We start from the raw sequence: 13,509 nt of genomic DNA, 5'->3' as shown, positions 1-13,509 counted from the left end.
CGTCCCGTCCGGCCGGGCGCCCGCGCTTCCCCGTATCGGCTTAACGGTCCGTCAACAACCGTCACCCGGCCGCCGTCCGGTGAAAGCGAGGGTGCCGCGGTTACGCCGGGCGCTGGTCGTCGTAGCCGCTGGTGCCCTCGTCCAGCAGCGGCGACCGCGGCTTGAGGTGGGCCGGTGCCAGGGCACGCAGTACGTGGTAGCCGACCAGCACCACGATGGTGCCCAGCGCGATCCCGCTCAGCTCGAAGTTCTCGCTGATCTTCAGACCGACCCCGCCGACGCCGATGACCACGCCGGCCGCGACCGGCACCAGATTCAGCGGATTGCGCAGATCCACCGCGTTGTGCACCCAGATCTGCGCGCCGAGCAGCCCGATCATGCCGTAGAGGATCACGGTGATCCCGCCCAGCACCCCGCCGGGGACGGCCGCGACCACCGCGCCGAACTTGGGGCAGAGGCCGAAGAGCAGTGCGAAGCACGCCGCCGCCCAGTACGCCGCGGTGGAGTAGACGCGGGTGGCGGCCATGACGCCGATGTTCTCCGAGTAGGTGGTGGTGGCCGGGCCGCCGACCGCCGTGGAGAGCATGGTCGCCGCGCCGTCCGCGGCGATGGCCGTACCGAGCTGGTCGTCCAGCGGATCGCCGATCATCTCGCCGACGGCCTTCACATGTCCGGCGTTCTCCGCGATCAGCGCGATGACCACCGGCAGGGCGACCAGCACGGCGGACCCCCCGAAGCTGGGCGCGTGCAGGGAGGGCAGACCGATCCAGTCCGCCGAGGACACCTTCGACAGGTCCAGCCGCCAGTGGTCGGTGATCTTTCCGCTGCCGTCGATCGAGTGGATCTTGCCGAAGACGCGGTCGAAGAGCCAGGAGACGGCATAGCCGAAGAGCAGCCCCAGGAAGATGGCGATACGTGACCAGAACCCGCGCAGACAGACCACGGCCGCGCCGGTGACCAGCATCGTCAGCAGTGCCGTCCACTGGTCCGCGGGCCAGTACGTCCCGGCGGTCACCGGCGCCAGATTGAACCCGATCAGCATGACCACCGCGCCGGTGACCACGGGCGGCATCGCGGCGTGGATGATCCGCGCGCCGAAATACCGCACCGCCAGCCCGCTCAGCAGCAGCGCGCCGCCGACCACCAGGATCGCGCCGGTGACGGCCGCGGTGCCGCCGCCCTGCGCCCTGATCACCGCGGCCACGCCGACGAACGACAGGCTGCACCCCAGATAGCTGGGCACCCTGCCGCGGGTCGCCAGCAGGAACAGGATGGTCGCGACCCCGGACATCATGATCGCGAGATTGGGGTCGAGCCCCATCAGCACCGGGGCGACGAAGCTCGCCCCGAACATCGCGACCACATGCTGTGCGCCCAGACCCGCCGTTCTCGGCCAGGACAGCCGCTCATCCGGCTTGACGACGGCTCCGGGGGCCGGGGTGCGCCCGTCGCCGTGCAGGGTCCAGCGCACGCCGAGGCCCATAACCGCTCCACTTCCTTGCTGGGGCATCTCCGCGGGGCTGAGAGAGGTCCGCGGGGAAATCGGAGCAATGTTAGTTGGCCGAAAATGCGCTTCTTACGCCTGTGCTTCCGTGAAGGCGTCCGCCAGCGACTGCGCGTCCCCGTAACCGGGCGGGGCGGGGTGGCTCTCTTCGGCGCGGCCGTCCTCGGTGTGGCGGTCCTCGGGGTGTCCGCCCCGGGGTGGGCGAGGGACCAGGCCAGTTCGACCGCGTGGTGCAGCGCGGCGCGGAAGAGCAGCGAACCGCAGCTGATCCGCCGTACGCCCAGCTCGGCCAGGCGCTCGTAGCTGTGGTGGCCGGGGGAGTACAGGATGTTGAGCGGGGTGTCGCCGAGGTCGTCGGCGAGCGCGGCGATGTGGTGTGCGTCGGTGAGCGCGGGGACGAAGACGCCGTCGGCCCCCGCCCGGACGTACGCCTCGAGGCGCTCGGCGGTGACCGACAGCCGGGGTGTGTCGGCGGCGCCGGTGGCGGCGAGCCAGTGGGTGTCGGTGCGCGCGTTGACGAACAGCCGGGGAGCCCGCTCCTTGATCGCCGCGATCACCGCGCACTGCCGGGCGAGCGGGGCGAGGGTGTGGTCGGGGCGGCCGTCCTCGATGTTCACCCCGGCGATCCCGGCCGCGTCCAACTCGGCCGCGAGGGCCGCGACTTCTTCGGGCCGCTCGCCGAACCCGCCCTCGATGTCCACGCTCACCGGCACGGACAGCCGGGCCAGCCCATGGGCGAGGGCGAGGGTCTCGGCGCGGGTGGCCCCGGTCGCGTCCGGCAGCCCGGCCGCGGCGGCCACCCCCAGGCTGGTGGTGCCGACGGCGGGGAAGCCGCGGCGGACCAGGGCGGCGGCGGAGGCGTGGTCCCAGGCGTTGGGGAGCAGCAGCGGCCGTGCGCCGTGGTGCATCCGGTGGAAGGCGGAGGGGCCCGTGGAGTCCTGGTGATCGCTCATGGATCCGACGGTAGGTCCGTATCGCTTCGGTCCCCACCGAACCGTCGCGGGGGGCGCGTTCAGGCCATGGAGCCGACGCCCAGCAGCTCGCGCAGGGCCCGTTCGCCGTCCGGACTGACGCGCAGCGCGCGGCCGCTGCCGATGCGTACACACCAGCCGGTGTCCAGGGCGTGGCGGCAGAGCGCGGCCCCGGCCACCCCGGCCAGATGCGGCCGCCGCTCGGTCCAGTCGAGGCAGCTGCGGGCCATCGGCCGCCGTCCGCGCGAGGCGGCCGCCGTCAGATCGACGCCCAGCTCCCGGAACCAGCCCATACCGCTGTCGGTCACCGCGAACCCCGTCGACCCCTGGAGCAGTCCGCGCTCGAGCATCGCGTCGGTGATCGCGGTGCCCAGCCGTCCGGCCAGATGGTCGTAGCAGGTCCGCGCCCGCGCCAGCGCCCCGCTCGCGCCGGAGGCGCGCAGCGTACGCGGCGGTGGCGGCGGTGCGGCATGCGCGGACAGATCCTCGATCAACTGCGCCACCTGCGGTCCGGCCAACCGCACATAGCGGTGCCGGCCCTGCCGCTCCTGGGCCAGCAGTCCGCCGTCGATCAGCTTGTTCAGATGCTCGGTGGCGGTCGACGCGGCCACCCCGGCGTACCGCGCCAACTCGCCCGCGGTCCACGCCCGTCCGTCGAGCAGCGCCAGACACATGGCGGCACGGGTCTCGTCGGCGAGCAGCGCGGCCAGCCGTGCGAGCCGCGGACCGCGGTGCGGTGATGGCGTCATGTCTCCATGGTGCGCCCCTGACCGTTCGGTGGCGGCCGAACCGTCGCGGGCGGTGTGCGGGGTGTGCGTGCCCCTCGTACGCACGGTCCGGCGTGGATGGCGTCAGCCGGAGGGTGTGCGCTGCGTCGCGTCGGGCGCGGCGGCCGCTTCGCCCGGCGTGTGCGCGGCTTCCCGGCCCGGCTCATGGGCCGCGCCGCGGAGTACGCCCGCGCCCGCCACCAATCCCAGGGCGAGGACGGTGACCAGGCAGAACGACACCGTCAGCGAGGTCATGTCCGCGATCGAGCCGATCGCCGCGGGGGCGACCAGACCGGAGGTGTAGGTGATCGTGGCCACGCCCGCGATGGCCTGGCTGGGGGCCGGACCGCTGCGGCCCGCGGCCGCGAAGGCCAGCGGTACGACGACCGCGATGCCCAGCCCGATGAGGCCGAAGCCCGCGATCGCGAGCCCCGCGTGCGGCGCCGTGACGACACCGAGGCCGCCGAGCGTGGCGAGCACCCCGCCCACCCGTACCGTGCGTACCGCCCCGAACCGGCCCACCATCGCGTCGCCCGCCAGCCGGGCCGCCGCCATGGTGCAGGAGAAGGCCGTGGTGCAGGCGGCGGCGACCCCGGGGGAGGAGTCCATGACGTCCCGCAGATAGACCGCCGACCAGTCGAGGCTGGCCCCCTCGGCGAACACCGCGCAGAACCCCACCGCGCCGATGATCAGCGCGGATCGCGGCGGCAGCGCGAACCGCGGCGGCGGATGCTCCTCGGCCGCGCCGCGCGGGTCCAGGACCCGGTGACAGGCGATCGTGCCCAGCACCGTCAGCGTCCCGGCGGCGAGGGCCAGATGCAGCCGGGCGTCCGCCTCCGCGTGGGCCGCGACCGTGCCCGCCGCCGAGCCGATGAGCGCGCCCACGCTCCACATCCCGTGCAGCCCGGACATGATGGGGCGGCCCAGCCGGGTCTCGATCTCCACGCCGAGGGCGTTCATCGCGACGTCGGACATCCCGGCCGTCGCGCCGAACACGAACAGCGCGCCGCACAGCCACATCGGACCGGGCACCAGCGCGGGCACCGCGAGCCACAGACACCACAGCGCCAGCAGTCCGCGCAGCGCCGCGCGGGCCCCGAAGCGGTGGCTGATCCGCCCCGCCAGCGGCATCGCGAAGGACGCCCCGATCGCGGGGAAGGCGAGCGCCAGGCCGAGTTGGCCCGCGCCGATGTCCAACCGCTCCTGGATCCAGGGGATGCGGGTGGCGAAGTTGCCGGTGACCGCGCCGTGCACCGCGAACACCGCGGCGACGGCCCACCGCGCCCGCCGTACCGGGACCATGCTCATGGCTGTCGCTCCCTCCCCTGGTCTCGGTTGGTACCGGTGGGCAAACTATCCCGCGCCCCGGCCCCCGGCCTCCGGCACCCGGGAGCCGTCCACCGGCCGGACCGCCACCCGTCCGGGTGAGGGAGGCCACAGGGGGTGGGCCTCCATGTCTGCTGATCGTCGTGGCACACTGGGCCCGTACCAGTGACGTCAGCGCACTCCGGGGTCGGTGAAAATCCGAACCGGCGGTTACAGTCCGCGACCCGTCCGCCGCCAGCGGTCGGTTGACCAGGTGAAATTCCTGGACCGACGGTGAAAGTCCGGATGGGAGGCAGTGCGCGGCGAATGCGACATCACCGGTGCGCCGCCATCGGCGGTCCGCGCTGCACAGGTGTGGGCCCGTCTGCCGATCCCGGTGTACTGGCGGCGCCGTAGTTCGTTCGTGTCGTTCTCGACAGCCCCGGAGTCCGTGCCCGAAGAGGCAGGAGGACCCGGTGGCCACCGAAGCCGCAGCCGAAGCGGACGCCATGCGTCATGCCGTCGCGCTCGCAGCCCGCGGCCTCGGCCACACCAGCCCCAACCCCGTCGTCGGCTGCGTCATCCTCGACGCACGGGGCCGCACCGTCGGCGAGGGCTGGCACCAGCGGGCCGGTGGGCCGCATGCCGAGGTCCACGCACTGCGCGCCGCGGGGGAGCGGGCCCGGGGCGGGACCGCGCTGGTCACCCTCGAACCCTGCAACCACACCGGCCGCACCGGCCCCTGCGCACAGGCGCTCCTCGACGCCGGGATCGCCCGCGTCCGCTACGCCGTCGCCGACCCCACCGCCGAGGCCCGGGGCGGCGCCGCCACCCTCGCGGCCGCCGGGATCGACGTGGCGGCCGGGCCGCTGACCGACGAGGCAGAGGCGGTCAACGAAGCCTGGCTGACCTCGACGCGCCGCGGCCGCCCCTTCGTGCTGTGGAAGTACGCCGCCACCCTGGACGGCCGCAGCGCCGCGGCCGACGGCACCAGCCGCTGGATCACCTCGGCCGCGTCCCGCGCCGATGTGCACCGGCTGCGCGCCGAGGCGGACGCCGTGGTCGTCGGCTCCGGCACGCTCCGCGCCGACGACCCCCAGCTGGCCGTACGCGGCCGGGACGGGGCGACCCAGCCGCTGCGCGTCGTGGTCGACACCCGCGCGACCGTCACCCCCGGCGCCCGGGTCCTGGACGATACGGCGCCCACCCTGATCGCCGTCGCCGAGGACGCCGACACCGGCCATCTGCCGGGGGTGGAGACCGTACGGCTGCCGCGTGCCACGGACACCCCCGGTGCCGGGCTCGACATCACCGCGCTGCTGGCCGTCCTGCACGCCCGCTCGGTGCGCTCGGTACTGCTCGAGGGCGGGCCCACGCTCGCCGGGGCGTTCCTCGCCGCCGGGGCCGTCGACAAGGTCGTCGGCTATCTGGCGCCCGTTCTGCTCGGCGCGGGCCCCGCCGCCCTCGCCGACGCCGGAATCACCACCATCGCGCAGGCGTTGCGCCTCACCACGGCCGATATCACCCGGCTCGGGCCCGATCTGCGCGTCACCGCTGTTCCCGCAGCCCCCCTCGCCGAGGAGAACTGAAGTGTTCACCGGAATTGTCGAAGAGCTGGGTGAGATCGTCGCCATCGAGGACCTGGGCGACGCCTCCCGCTTCCAGGTGCGCGGCCCCGTCGTCACCGACGGCGCCAAGCACGGCGACTCCATCGCGGTCAACGGTGTCTGTCTCACCGTCGTGGACCGCGAAGAGGGCTCCGCGGGCGGTGAGTTCAGCGCCGATGTGATGGCCGAGACCCTGAAGCGGTCCAGCCTCGGCGCGCTCGCCGTGGGCTCCCGCGTCAACCTGGAGCGCCCCATGGCGCTGGGCGGACGGCTCGGCGGCCACCTCGTCCAGGGGCATGTCGACGGCACCGGCACCATCGTCGAGCGGACACCCTCCGAGCACTGGGAGATCGTCAAGATCTCGCTCCCCGCCGACCTGAGCCGCTACGTCGTGGAGAAGGGCTCCATCACCGTCGACGGCATCAGCCTGACCGTGGTCGACGCGGGCTCCGACCACTTCACCGTGAGCCTGATCCCCACGACGCTCGCCCTCACCACCCTCGGCGTCAAACAGCCCGGCGACCCGGTCAACCTCGAGGTGGACGTGGTCGCCAAGTACGTCGAGCGGATGCTCGGCGACCGCGCCCCGGGCGCCGCCCCCAGCCCCACCCCCGCGTCCGGAACCACCGAAGGGGAGGCCGTCTCATGACCGTCGCCGACCGGCTGGACGCCGGGCCCGGACCGATCCACCGCGAGGCCGAGAGCGCGCCCGCCCTTGGAAGGAGTCTCATGAGCGAGGCATACGCGGAGACCGCGCAGCAGACCGCCGAGCCGCAGCCGCATGCGCAGCCGACACCGTCCCCCGCCCCGCTGCGGGCCGCGCGCACCGCCGGGGAGTGGCCCGACGAGCTGGCGCTGGACTCCGTCGAGCGCGCCGTCGCCGAGATCGCCGCGGGCCGCCCCGTGGTGGTCGTGGACGACGAGGACCGGGAGAACGAGGGCGACCTCATCGTGGCCGCCGAGAAGGTCACCCCCGAGATCCTCGCCTTCATGATGTCCGAGTGCCGCGGGCTGATCTGCGCCACCCTGGAGGGCGCCGACCTGGACCGGCTGGAGCTGCCCCAGATGGTGGAGCAGAACTCCGAGTCCATGCGCACCGCGTTCACCGTCTCGGTCGACGCCACCGCCGAGCACGGCGTCAGCACCGGTATCTCCGCCGCCGACCGGGCCACCACCCTGCGGCTGCTGGCCGATCCGCACAGCGTCCCCGGCGACTTCGCGCGCCCCGGCCATATCTTCCCGCTGCGCGCCCGCCCCGGCGGGGTGCTCTCCCGCGACGGCCACACCGAGGCCGGGGTCGACCTGGCCCGGCTGGCGGGGCTGCGCCCGGCCGCCGCGATCGTCGAGATCGCGGGCGAGGACGGCGCGATGCTGCGCCTGCCCGACCTGGTCGCGTTCGCCCGTAAGCACGATCTGGCGATCATCTCCATCGAGAACCTGATCGCCCACCGCAAGGCGCTGGAGCCCGGTGTGCGGCGCGAGGCCCAGACCCGGCTGCCCACCGCCTTCGGCGACTTCCAGGCGTACGGCTACCGCTCCACCGCCGACGGCGTCGAGCACATCGCGCTCGTCCACGGCGAGCTCGGCGACGGCGAGGACGTGCTGGTGCGCGTCCACTCCGAATGCCTGACCGGCGATGTCTTCCACTCGCTGCGCTGCGACTGCGGCCCCCAGCTGCACGCCTCGCTGGAGCGGGTCGCCGCGGAGGGCCGCGGTGCGGTGCTCTATCTGCGCGGCCACGAGGGGCGCGGCATCGGCCTGCTGTCCAAGCTGCGCGCGTACCAGCTCCAGGAGCTGGGCCGGGACACCCTGGACGCCAATCTGGAGCTGGGGCTGCCCGCCGACGCGCGGGACTACGCCGCGGGCGCGGAGATCCTCGCCGATCTCGGAGTGCGCTCGCTGCGGCTGATGACCAACAACCCCGAGAAGACCACGGCCCTGGTCCGCCACGGTCTGCGGGTCCTCGGCAGGGAGCCGATGCCGGTCCAGGCCGGCGAGCACAATCTGCGGTATCTGCGGACCAAGCGGGACCGGATGGGGCACGATCTGCCCTGGCTGGACGGCGACCGCGCCGAACCCGTGTCCGCCTGCGGCAACCAGTAGCCGCGCACCCGAGCACACCACCACCGAGCCCCATCAGCACGACGAGTCCCATCAGCACGACTTCAGCACGACCCGTACGGAAGCCGTACGGGGGCACAACACGCACCGAGGAGAGACGTGAGCGGTAAGGGCGCCCCTGAACTGTCCGTGAAGAACTGCGGCGATCTGCGCGTGGCCGTCATCGCCGCCCAGTGGCATGAGCAGGTGATGGACGGGCTGGTCGACGGCGCGCTGCGCGCCCTCGGCGAGCTCGGCATCTCCGAGCCCACCGTGCTGCGGGTGCCCGGCAGCTTCGAGCTGCCGGTGGTCGCCAAGGTCCTGGCGGGCCGCGGCTACGACGCGATCGTGGCCCTGGGCGTGGTCATCCGCGGCGGCACCCCGCATTTCGAGTATGTGTGCCAAGGCGTCACCCAGGGCCTCACCCAGGTCAGCGTGGACACCGGAGTCCCCATCGGCTTCGGCGTGCTGACCTGCGACACCGAGGAGCAGGCGCTCGACCGGGCCGGGATCGCCGGATCCAGCGAGGACAAGGGCCACGAGGCGGTCACCGCCGCCGTCGCCACCGCCACCACCCTGCGCTCGGTCGCCGAACCCTGGCGCTGAGCCGGGTCGGCCCGCACCAGTAGGATGACGGGCATCATGGCCAACAAGACGTTCGAGGAGCTCTTCACCGAGCTCCAGCAGAAGGCCGCCACGGCCGACCCCGCCACCTCCCGCACCGCCGAGCTGCTCCAGTCCGGTGTGCACGCCATCGGCAAGAAGGTGGTGGAGGAGGCCGCCGAGGTGTGGATGGCCGCCGAGTACGAGAGCGACGCGGCGACCGCCGAGGAGATCTCCCAGCTCCTCTACCACCTTCAGGTGATGATGGTCGCCAAGGGCCTCTCCCTCGACGACGTCTACGCTCACCTCTGAGCCGTCTCCGGGTTTCCGGGCCGCACGCCACCCCTTTCCCGCACCACCGCTCTCCCGCACCACCGATCGCTACCGAAGGAAAAGAACGCCCATGCTGCGCATCGCCGTCCCCAACAAGGGTTCACTGTCCGAGCCTGCGTCGGCGATGCTCCATGAGGCGGGCTACCGGCAGCGCAAGGACCGCAGGGAGCTCGTCCTCGTCGACTCCGACAACGAGGTGGAGTTCTTCTTCCTGCGCCCCCGGGACATCGCCGTGTACGTCGGCTCCGGCCGCCTCGACATCGGCATCACCGGCAGGGATCTGCTGCTGGACTCCGGCTCCAAGGCCGAGGAGATCATGCAGCTCGGGTTCGCCGGGTCCACCTTCCGCTACGCCACCCTCCCCGGCACCGCCGCGGACGTCAGCGAGTTCGGCGGGAAGACGGTGGCCACCTCCTTCGCCGGACTGGTCACCAAGCACCTCGCCGATCACGGCGTGGACGCCGATGTGGTCCACCTCGACGGCGCCGTCGAGACCGCCATCCAGCTCGGGGTCGCCGAGATCATCGCGGATGTCGTGGAGACCGGCACCACCCTGCGCAACGCCGGTCTGGAGATCATCGGCGAACCGATCCTGGAGTCGGAGGCCGTGGTCATCCGCCGTACCGGCGCCCCCGCGGACGACCCCAAGGTGCGGCAGTTCCTCCGCCGGATGCAGGGCGTCCTGGTGGCCCGGCGCTACGTGATGATGGACTACGACATCCGCGTCGAACACGTCGAGCGCGCCGTGGCGCTCACCCCCGGTCTGGAGTCGCCCACCGTCTCCCCGCTGCACCACGAGGGCTGGGTCGCGGTCCGCTCGATGGTCCCGTCCAAGGACGCCCAGCGGATCATGGACGAGCTGTACGACCTGGGTGCCCGGGCGATCCTCACCACCGGGATCCACGCCTGCCGGCTCTGACCGCGGCCACCCCGGCCACCCCGCCCACCCACCTCCCACGAGAGACCGCCCACGTGTCCTCCGCCGCGCCCCTGCCCGCCCTGCCCGTCACCTTCCGGCCGACCAGGACCCGGGCGGTCCTGATGACCGTCGGCACCGCCGTTGTCCTCGCGCTCACCGCGGTCGGTCTGCTCCTGGAGCGTCTGAGCCCGGGAGAGAAGGCCAGCTTCATCATCACCGGCCTGATCTTCTTCGGGGTGCTGGTGCTGCTCAGCCGCCCCAAGGTGGTGGCCGACGCGGACGGGGTGACCGTGGTCAACCTCACCACCAAGCGCCGTCTGGAGTGGGCCGAGGTGCTCCGGGTCAATCTGCGGCCCGGCGATCCATGGGTCTTCCTGGACCTCGCGGACGGCACCAGCCTGCCCGCCATGGGCATCCAGCCGGGCATCGCCAAGGAGCGGGCCATCCATGACGCGCGGGCGCTGCGGGCCCTGGCCGAGCGGCACGGCACGGGCGGTGAATCGGCCTGATCCTGGCGTTCGCGGCCGGTCCGCGGCGGCCGGGCGGCACTCGATCGGGCCGAAGGGCCTGCCCGTGACGCCCCATCCTTGATTACCCTGTTGCCGGGGCCGAACGGTGCCCCACCCCGCCTCTTCCTGTCCGCGCGCCCCGCGCGCGGCCGGCGGGCTTCCCTGCGACCCGAGGAGTGACTCCCTCCGCAGATGGACGGATCGTCCTGTAGTACCTGCGCCGCCGCCGACCCCAAGGCGGCGGCATGAGCACCACCCTGTCTCTTCTGCTGCTCTGCGCGGCACTCGTTCTCATCCTCGCCAACGGCTTCTTCGTGGCGGCGGAATTCGGTCTGGTCACCGTCGAGCGACCGGACGCCGAGCGGGCCGCCGACGAGGGCGACCGGCGCGCCCGCACCGTCGTCGAGGCGCTGCGCGAGCTGTCCTTCCAGCTCTCCGGCACCCAGCTGGGCATCACCATCACCTCCCTGGTGGTCGGCATGCTCGCCGAGCCCGCGCTCGGCCATCTGCTGACCGTGCCGCTGGGGGCCACCGGGCTGCCGCACGGAGCCGTACCCGGTGTGGCCGTGGTCATCGGCATGCTGGTGGCGTCCGCCGTACAGATGGTCATCGGCGAACTGGTGCCCAAGAACTGGGCCGTCTCCCGGCCGCTCCAGGTCGCCCGGTTCGTGGCGGGCCCGCAGTACGCCTTCGCCCGCTTCTTCCGGCCGGTCATCGCCCTGCTCAACACGGTCGCCAACCGGCTGGTGCGGATGCTGGGCGTGGAGCCGACCGAGGAACTGGCCTCCGCCCGTACCCCCGGTGAGCTGGTCTCGCTCGCCCGCCACTCGGCGCGCGCGGGCGCGATCGAGCAGGACACCGCCGATCTGTTCGTCCGGACCCTGTCCCTGGGCGATCTCACCGCACAGCATGTGATGACCCCGCGGGTGCGGGTCAGCGCCCTCCAGTCCACGGCCACCGTCGAGGACGTGCTCAACCTCACCCGGGCCACCGGACTCTCCCGGTTCCCGGTCTACCGCGACCGCCTGGACGAGGTCATAGGAATGGTGCACCTCAAGGAGGCCCTCGCGGTGTCCGCCCACGACCGGCTGCGCACCCCCGTCGGCCGGATCGCCCAGGCCCCGCTGCTGGTGCCCGAGACCCTGCCGGTCCAGCCGCTGCTGGAGCGGCTCCGCAGCGAGCAGCCCATAGCCGTGGTCGTCGACGAGTACGGGGGCACGGCCGGGGTGGTCACCCTGGAGGACATCGTCGAGGAACTCGTCGGCGAGGTCCGCGACGAGCATGACGACGAGGCCGCCGATATACCCGATCTCGTCCAGATCGTCACCGACGACGGCCGTCACACCTGGGACGCCGACGGCGGCTGCCGCGTCGACACCCTGCGCCGGATCGGCCTCGAGGCGCCCGACGGTCCGTACGAGACCGTCGCCGGACTCGTCGCCGACCTGCTGGCGCGCATCCCCGTCCCCGGCGACACCGCCGAGCTGCCCGGCTGGAAACTGGCCGTCCGGCAGGTCGGCCACCACCGGGCCGAACTGGTACGCATCGTCCGCGTCAAGACGGGTACGCCGGTGGGGCAGACGGGTACCGCCGTCGCCACCACCGCCACCTGTCCGGCGGCCGGTACGGCCGCCGGTATCGCCGCCGGGAAGGGGACCGAGCGATGAGTCTCGTCCAACTGCTCTTCGCCGCCCTGCTGGTGCTCGCCAACGGCTTCTTCGTGGGCGCCGAGTTCGCCCTTGTCTCGGTGCGCCGCAGTCAGATCGAGCCGCGCGCGGCCGAGGGCTCCGGCCGTGCCCGTACGGTGCTCACCGGACTGGAGAACCTGCCGCAGATGATGGCGGCCGCCCAGTTCGGTATCACCGTCTGCTCGCTGACCCTCGGCGCGGTCGCCGAGCCGACCGTCGCCCATCTGCTGGAGCCGGTCTTCCACGCCGCCCATCTGCCCGCCCAGTTGGTCCACCCCCTCGGCTACGCGATAGCGCTCGCCGCGGTGGTCTTCCTCCACCTGGTCATCGGCGAGATGGTGCCGAAGAACCTCGCCATGGCCGCGCCGGAGAAGACCGCGCTGTGGCTCGGCCCGGGCCTCGTCGGCTTCGCACGGCTGTGCCGCCCGGTCACCGCGGCGCTCGGGGCCTCGGCCCGGGTGGTGCTGCGGCTGTTCCGCGTCGAGCCCAAGGACGAGGTCGAGGCGGTCTTCACCAGTGAACAGCTGACCCATCTGGTGGAGGACTCCCGGCAGGCCGGACTGCTCGAACCCGGTGAGCACGAGCGGCTCGCCGACGCCCTGGAGCTGGGCAGCCGCCCGGTCACCGATGTGCTGCTCGACCCGGCGGGCCTGGTCACCGTCGACCCCTCGGTCACCCCGCGGCAGATCGAGGAGCTGACCGTACGGACCGGCTACTCCCGCTTCCCGGTGCGCGGTCCCGGCGGCGCCTTCATGGGCTATCTGCATGTGAAGGACGTCCTGGACCTGGAGTTCGCGGAGCGCGCCGTACCGCAGCGGGTCTGGCGGCCGATCGAGAACCTGCGCGCGGAGCTGCCGCTGGACGACGCGCTCACCGTGATGCGCCGGGCGGCCTCGCATCTCGCGGCCGTCACCGACGCCTCGGGGAAGGTGCTGGGGCTGGTGGCGCTGGAGGACGTCCTGGAGATGCTGGTCGGCGAGGTCACGGACCCCGCCCACCGGGCCAAGAAGCGCCGCCGGGTCGCCGAGCCGCGCGGCGCCGTGGCCGAGCCGTCCACTCCGGAGCCCGCTCGGCCGTCCGGAACGGAACCGGCCGAGCAGCCCGCGATGGTCGCGCGCTGAGGGCTCCGCGGGGAATCGCCGTGGGTGCCGTCGGCAGGCGGCGGCTGATCGCGCGGTTCCCCGCGCTCCTTCGGGTCGCGGC

At 72.9% G+C, this 13,509-nt stretch carries 12 protein-coding genes, 1 pseudogene and 1 riboswitch; of the genes and pseudogenes, 9 read left to right on the top strand and 4 right to left on the bottom strand.

What is annotated here, in order from left to right; translation table 11 throughout:
• Positions 1-100: 100 nt before the first annotated feature.
• The 4 genes and pseudogenes from AB0C66_RS30500 to AB0C66_RS30485 all read right to left on the bottom strand — a co-directional run bounded on the left by AB0C66_RS30500 (position 101) and on the right by AB0C66_RS30485 (position 4,544).
• Positions 101-1,483 carry a solute carrier family 23 protein gene (locus AB0C66_RS30500; protein ID WP_362445727.1) on the bottom strand — a complete coding sequence of 461 codons (1,383 nt, stop codon included), beginning with the start codon at positions 1,481-1,483 and terminating at the stop codon, positions 101-103.
• A 293-nt stretch (positions 1,484-1,776) separates the two neighbouring features.
• Positions 1,777-2,412, bottom strand: a pseudogene (locus AB0C66_RS30495) (isocitrate lyase/phosphoenolpyruvate mutase family protein); the annotation flags it as partial.
• A gap of 104 nt (positions 2,413-2,516) precedes the next feature.
• On the bottom strand, positions 2,517-3,224 hold the full coding sequence (locus AB0C66_RS30490; protein ID WP_362445724.1) for a winged helix-turn-helix domain-containing protein: 708 nt from the start codon (positions 3,222-3,224) through the stop codon (positions 2,517-2,519).
• A 102-nt stretch (positions 3,225-3,326) separates the two neighbouring features.
• Positions 3,327-4,544: an MFS transporter gene (locus AB0C66_RS30485; RefSeq protein WP_362445845.1), complete on the bottom strand. Its 1,218-nt coding sequence runs from the start codon at positions 4,542-4,544 to the stop codon at positions 3,327-3,329.
• Between the two features lie 196 nt (positions 4,545-4,740).
• Positions 4,741-4,871, top strand: a riboswitch (FMN riboswitch).
• Between the two features lie 185 nt (positions 4,872-5,056).
• Between AB0C66_RS30485 and ribD the strand changes: the two genes are divergently transcribed.
• From ribD to AB0C66_RS30440, 9 genes are all read left to right on the top strand, one after another.
• Positions 5,057-6,136 carry a bifunctional diaminohydroxyphosphoribosylaminopyrimidine deaminase/5-amino-6-(5-phosphoribosylamino)uracil reductase RibD gene (ribD, locus tag AB0C66_RS30480; protein ID WP_362445842.1) on the top strand — a complete coding sequence of 360 codons (1,080 nt, stop codon included), beginning with the start codon at positions 5,057-5,059 and terminating at the stop codon, positions 6,134-6,136.
• A gap of 1 nt (position 6,137) precedes the next feature.
• Positions 6,138-6,803 (top strand): riboflavin synthase, encoded by a 666-nt coding sequence (locus AB0C66_RS30475; RefSeq protein WP_362445721.1) that lies wholly within the window; start codon positions 6,138-6,140, stop codon positions 6,801-6,803.
• 80 nt (positions 6,804-6,883) lie between these two features.
• Entirely contained in the window at positions 6,884-8,257 is a 1,374-nt protein-coding gene (locus AB0C66_RS30470) for a bifunctional 3,4-dihydroxy-2-butanone-4-phosphate synthase/GTP cyclohydrolase II (protein ID WP_362445839.1), read from the top strand.
• A 117-nt stretch (positions 8,258-8,374) separates the two neighbouring features.
• Positions 8,375-8,860, top strand: a complete 486-nt coding sequence (gene ribH, locus AB0C66_RS30465; RefSeq protein ID WP_362445718.1) for a 6,7-dimethyl-8-ribityllumazine synthase — start codon at positions 8,375-8,377, stop codon at positions 8,858-8,860.
• Positions 8,861-8,896: 36 nt separating this feature from the next.
• Positions 8,897-9,169, top strand: coding sequence for a phosphoribosyl-ATP diphosphatase (locus AB0C66_RS30460; RefSeq protein ID WP_254741959.1), 273 nt, complete (start codon positions 8,897-8,899; stop codon positions 9,167-9,169).
• Between the two features lie 91 nt (positions 9,170-9,260).
• Positions 9,261-10,109 carry an ATP phosphoribosyltransferase gene (gene hisG, locus AB0C66_RS30455; protein WP_362445715.1) on the top strand — a complete coding sequence of 283 codons (849 nt, stop codon included), beginning with the start codon at positions 9,261-9,263 and terminating at the stop codon, positions 10,107-10,109.
• 53 nt (positions 10,110-10,162) lie between these two features.
• Positions 10,163-10,618: a PH domain-containing protein gene (locus tag AB0C66_RS30450; protein WP_362445712.1), complete on the top strand. Its 456-nt coding sequence runs from the start codon at positions 10,163-10,165 to the stop codon at positions 10,616-10,618.
• A gap of 245 nt (positions 10,619-10,863) precedes the next feature.
• The gene (locus tag AB0C66_RS30445; protein ID WP_362445709.1) at positions 10,864-12,285 is read left to right on the top strand and encodes a hemolysin family protein; all 1,422 of its coding nucleotides are present in this window, start codon (positions 10,864-10,866) and stop codon (positions 12,283-12,285) included.
• The gene (locus tag AB0C66_RS30440) at positions 12,282-13,427 is read left to right on the top strand and encodes a hemolysin family protein (protein ID WP_362445706.1); all 1,146 of its coding nucleotides are present in this window, start codon (positions 12,282-12,284) and stop codon (positions 13,425-13,427) included. Before AB0C66_RS30445 ends, AB0C66_RS30440 begins: the two co-directional genes overlap by 4 nt.
• Positions 13,428-13,509 lie beyond the last annotated feature (82 nt).

Origin of the sequence: Streptomyces sp. NPDC048636 (assembly GCF_040650655.1) — a bacterium.
Lineage (GTDB): Bacteria > Actinomycetota > Actinomycetes > Streptomycetales > Streptomycetaceae > Streptomyces.
The sequence above is the reverse complement of the archived record's forward strand: the minus strand, read 5'-3'. Positions and strand labels throughout refer to the sequence as shown.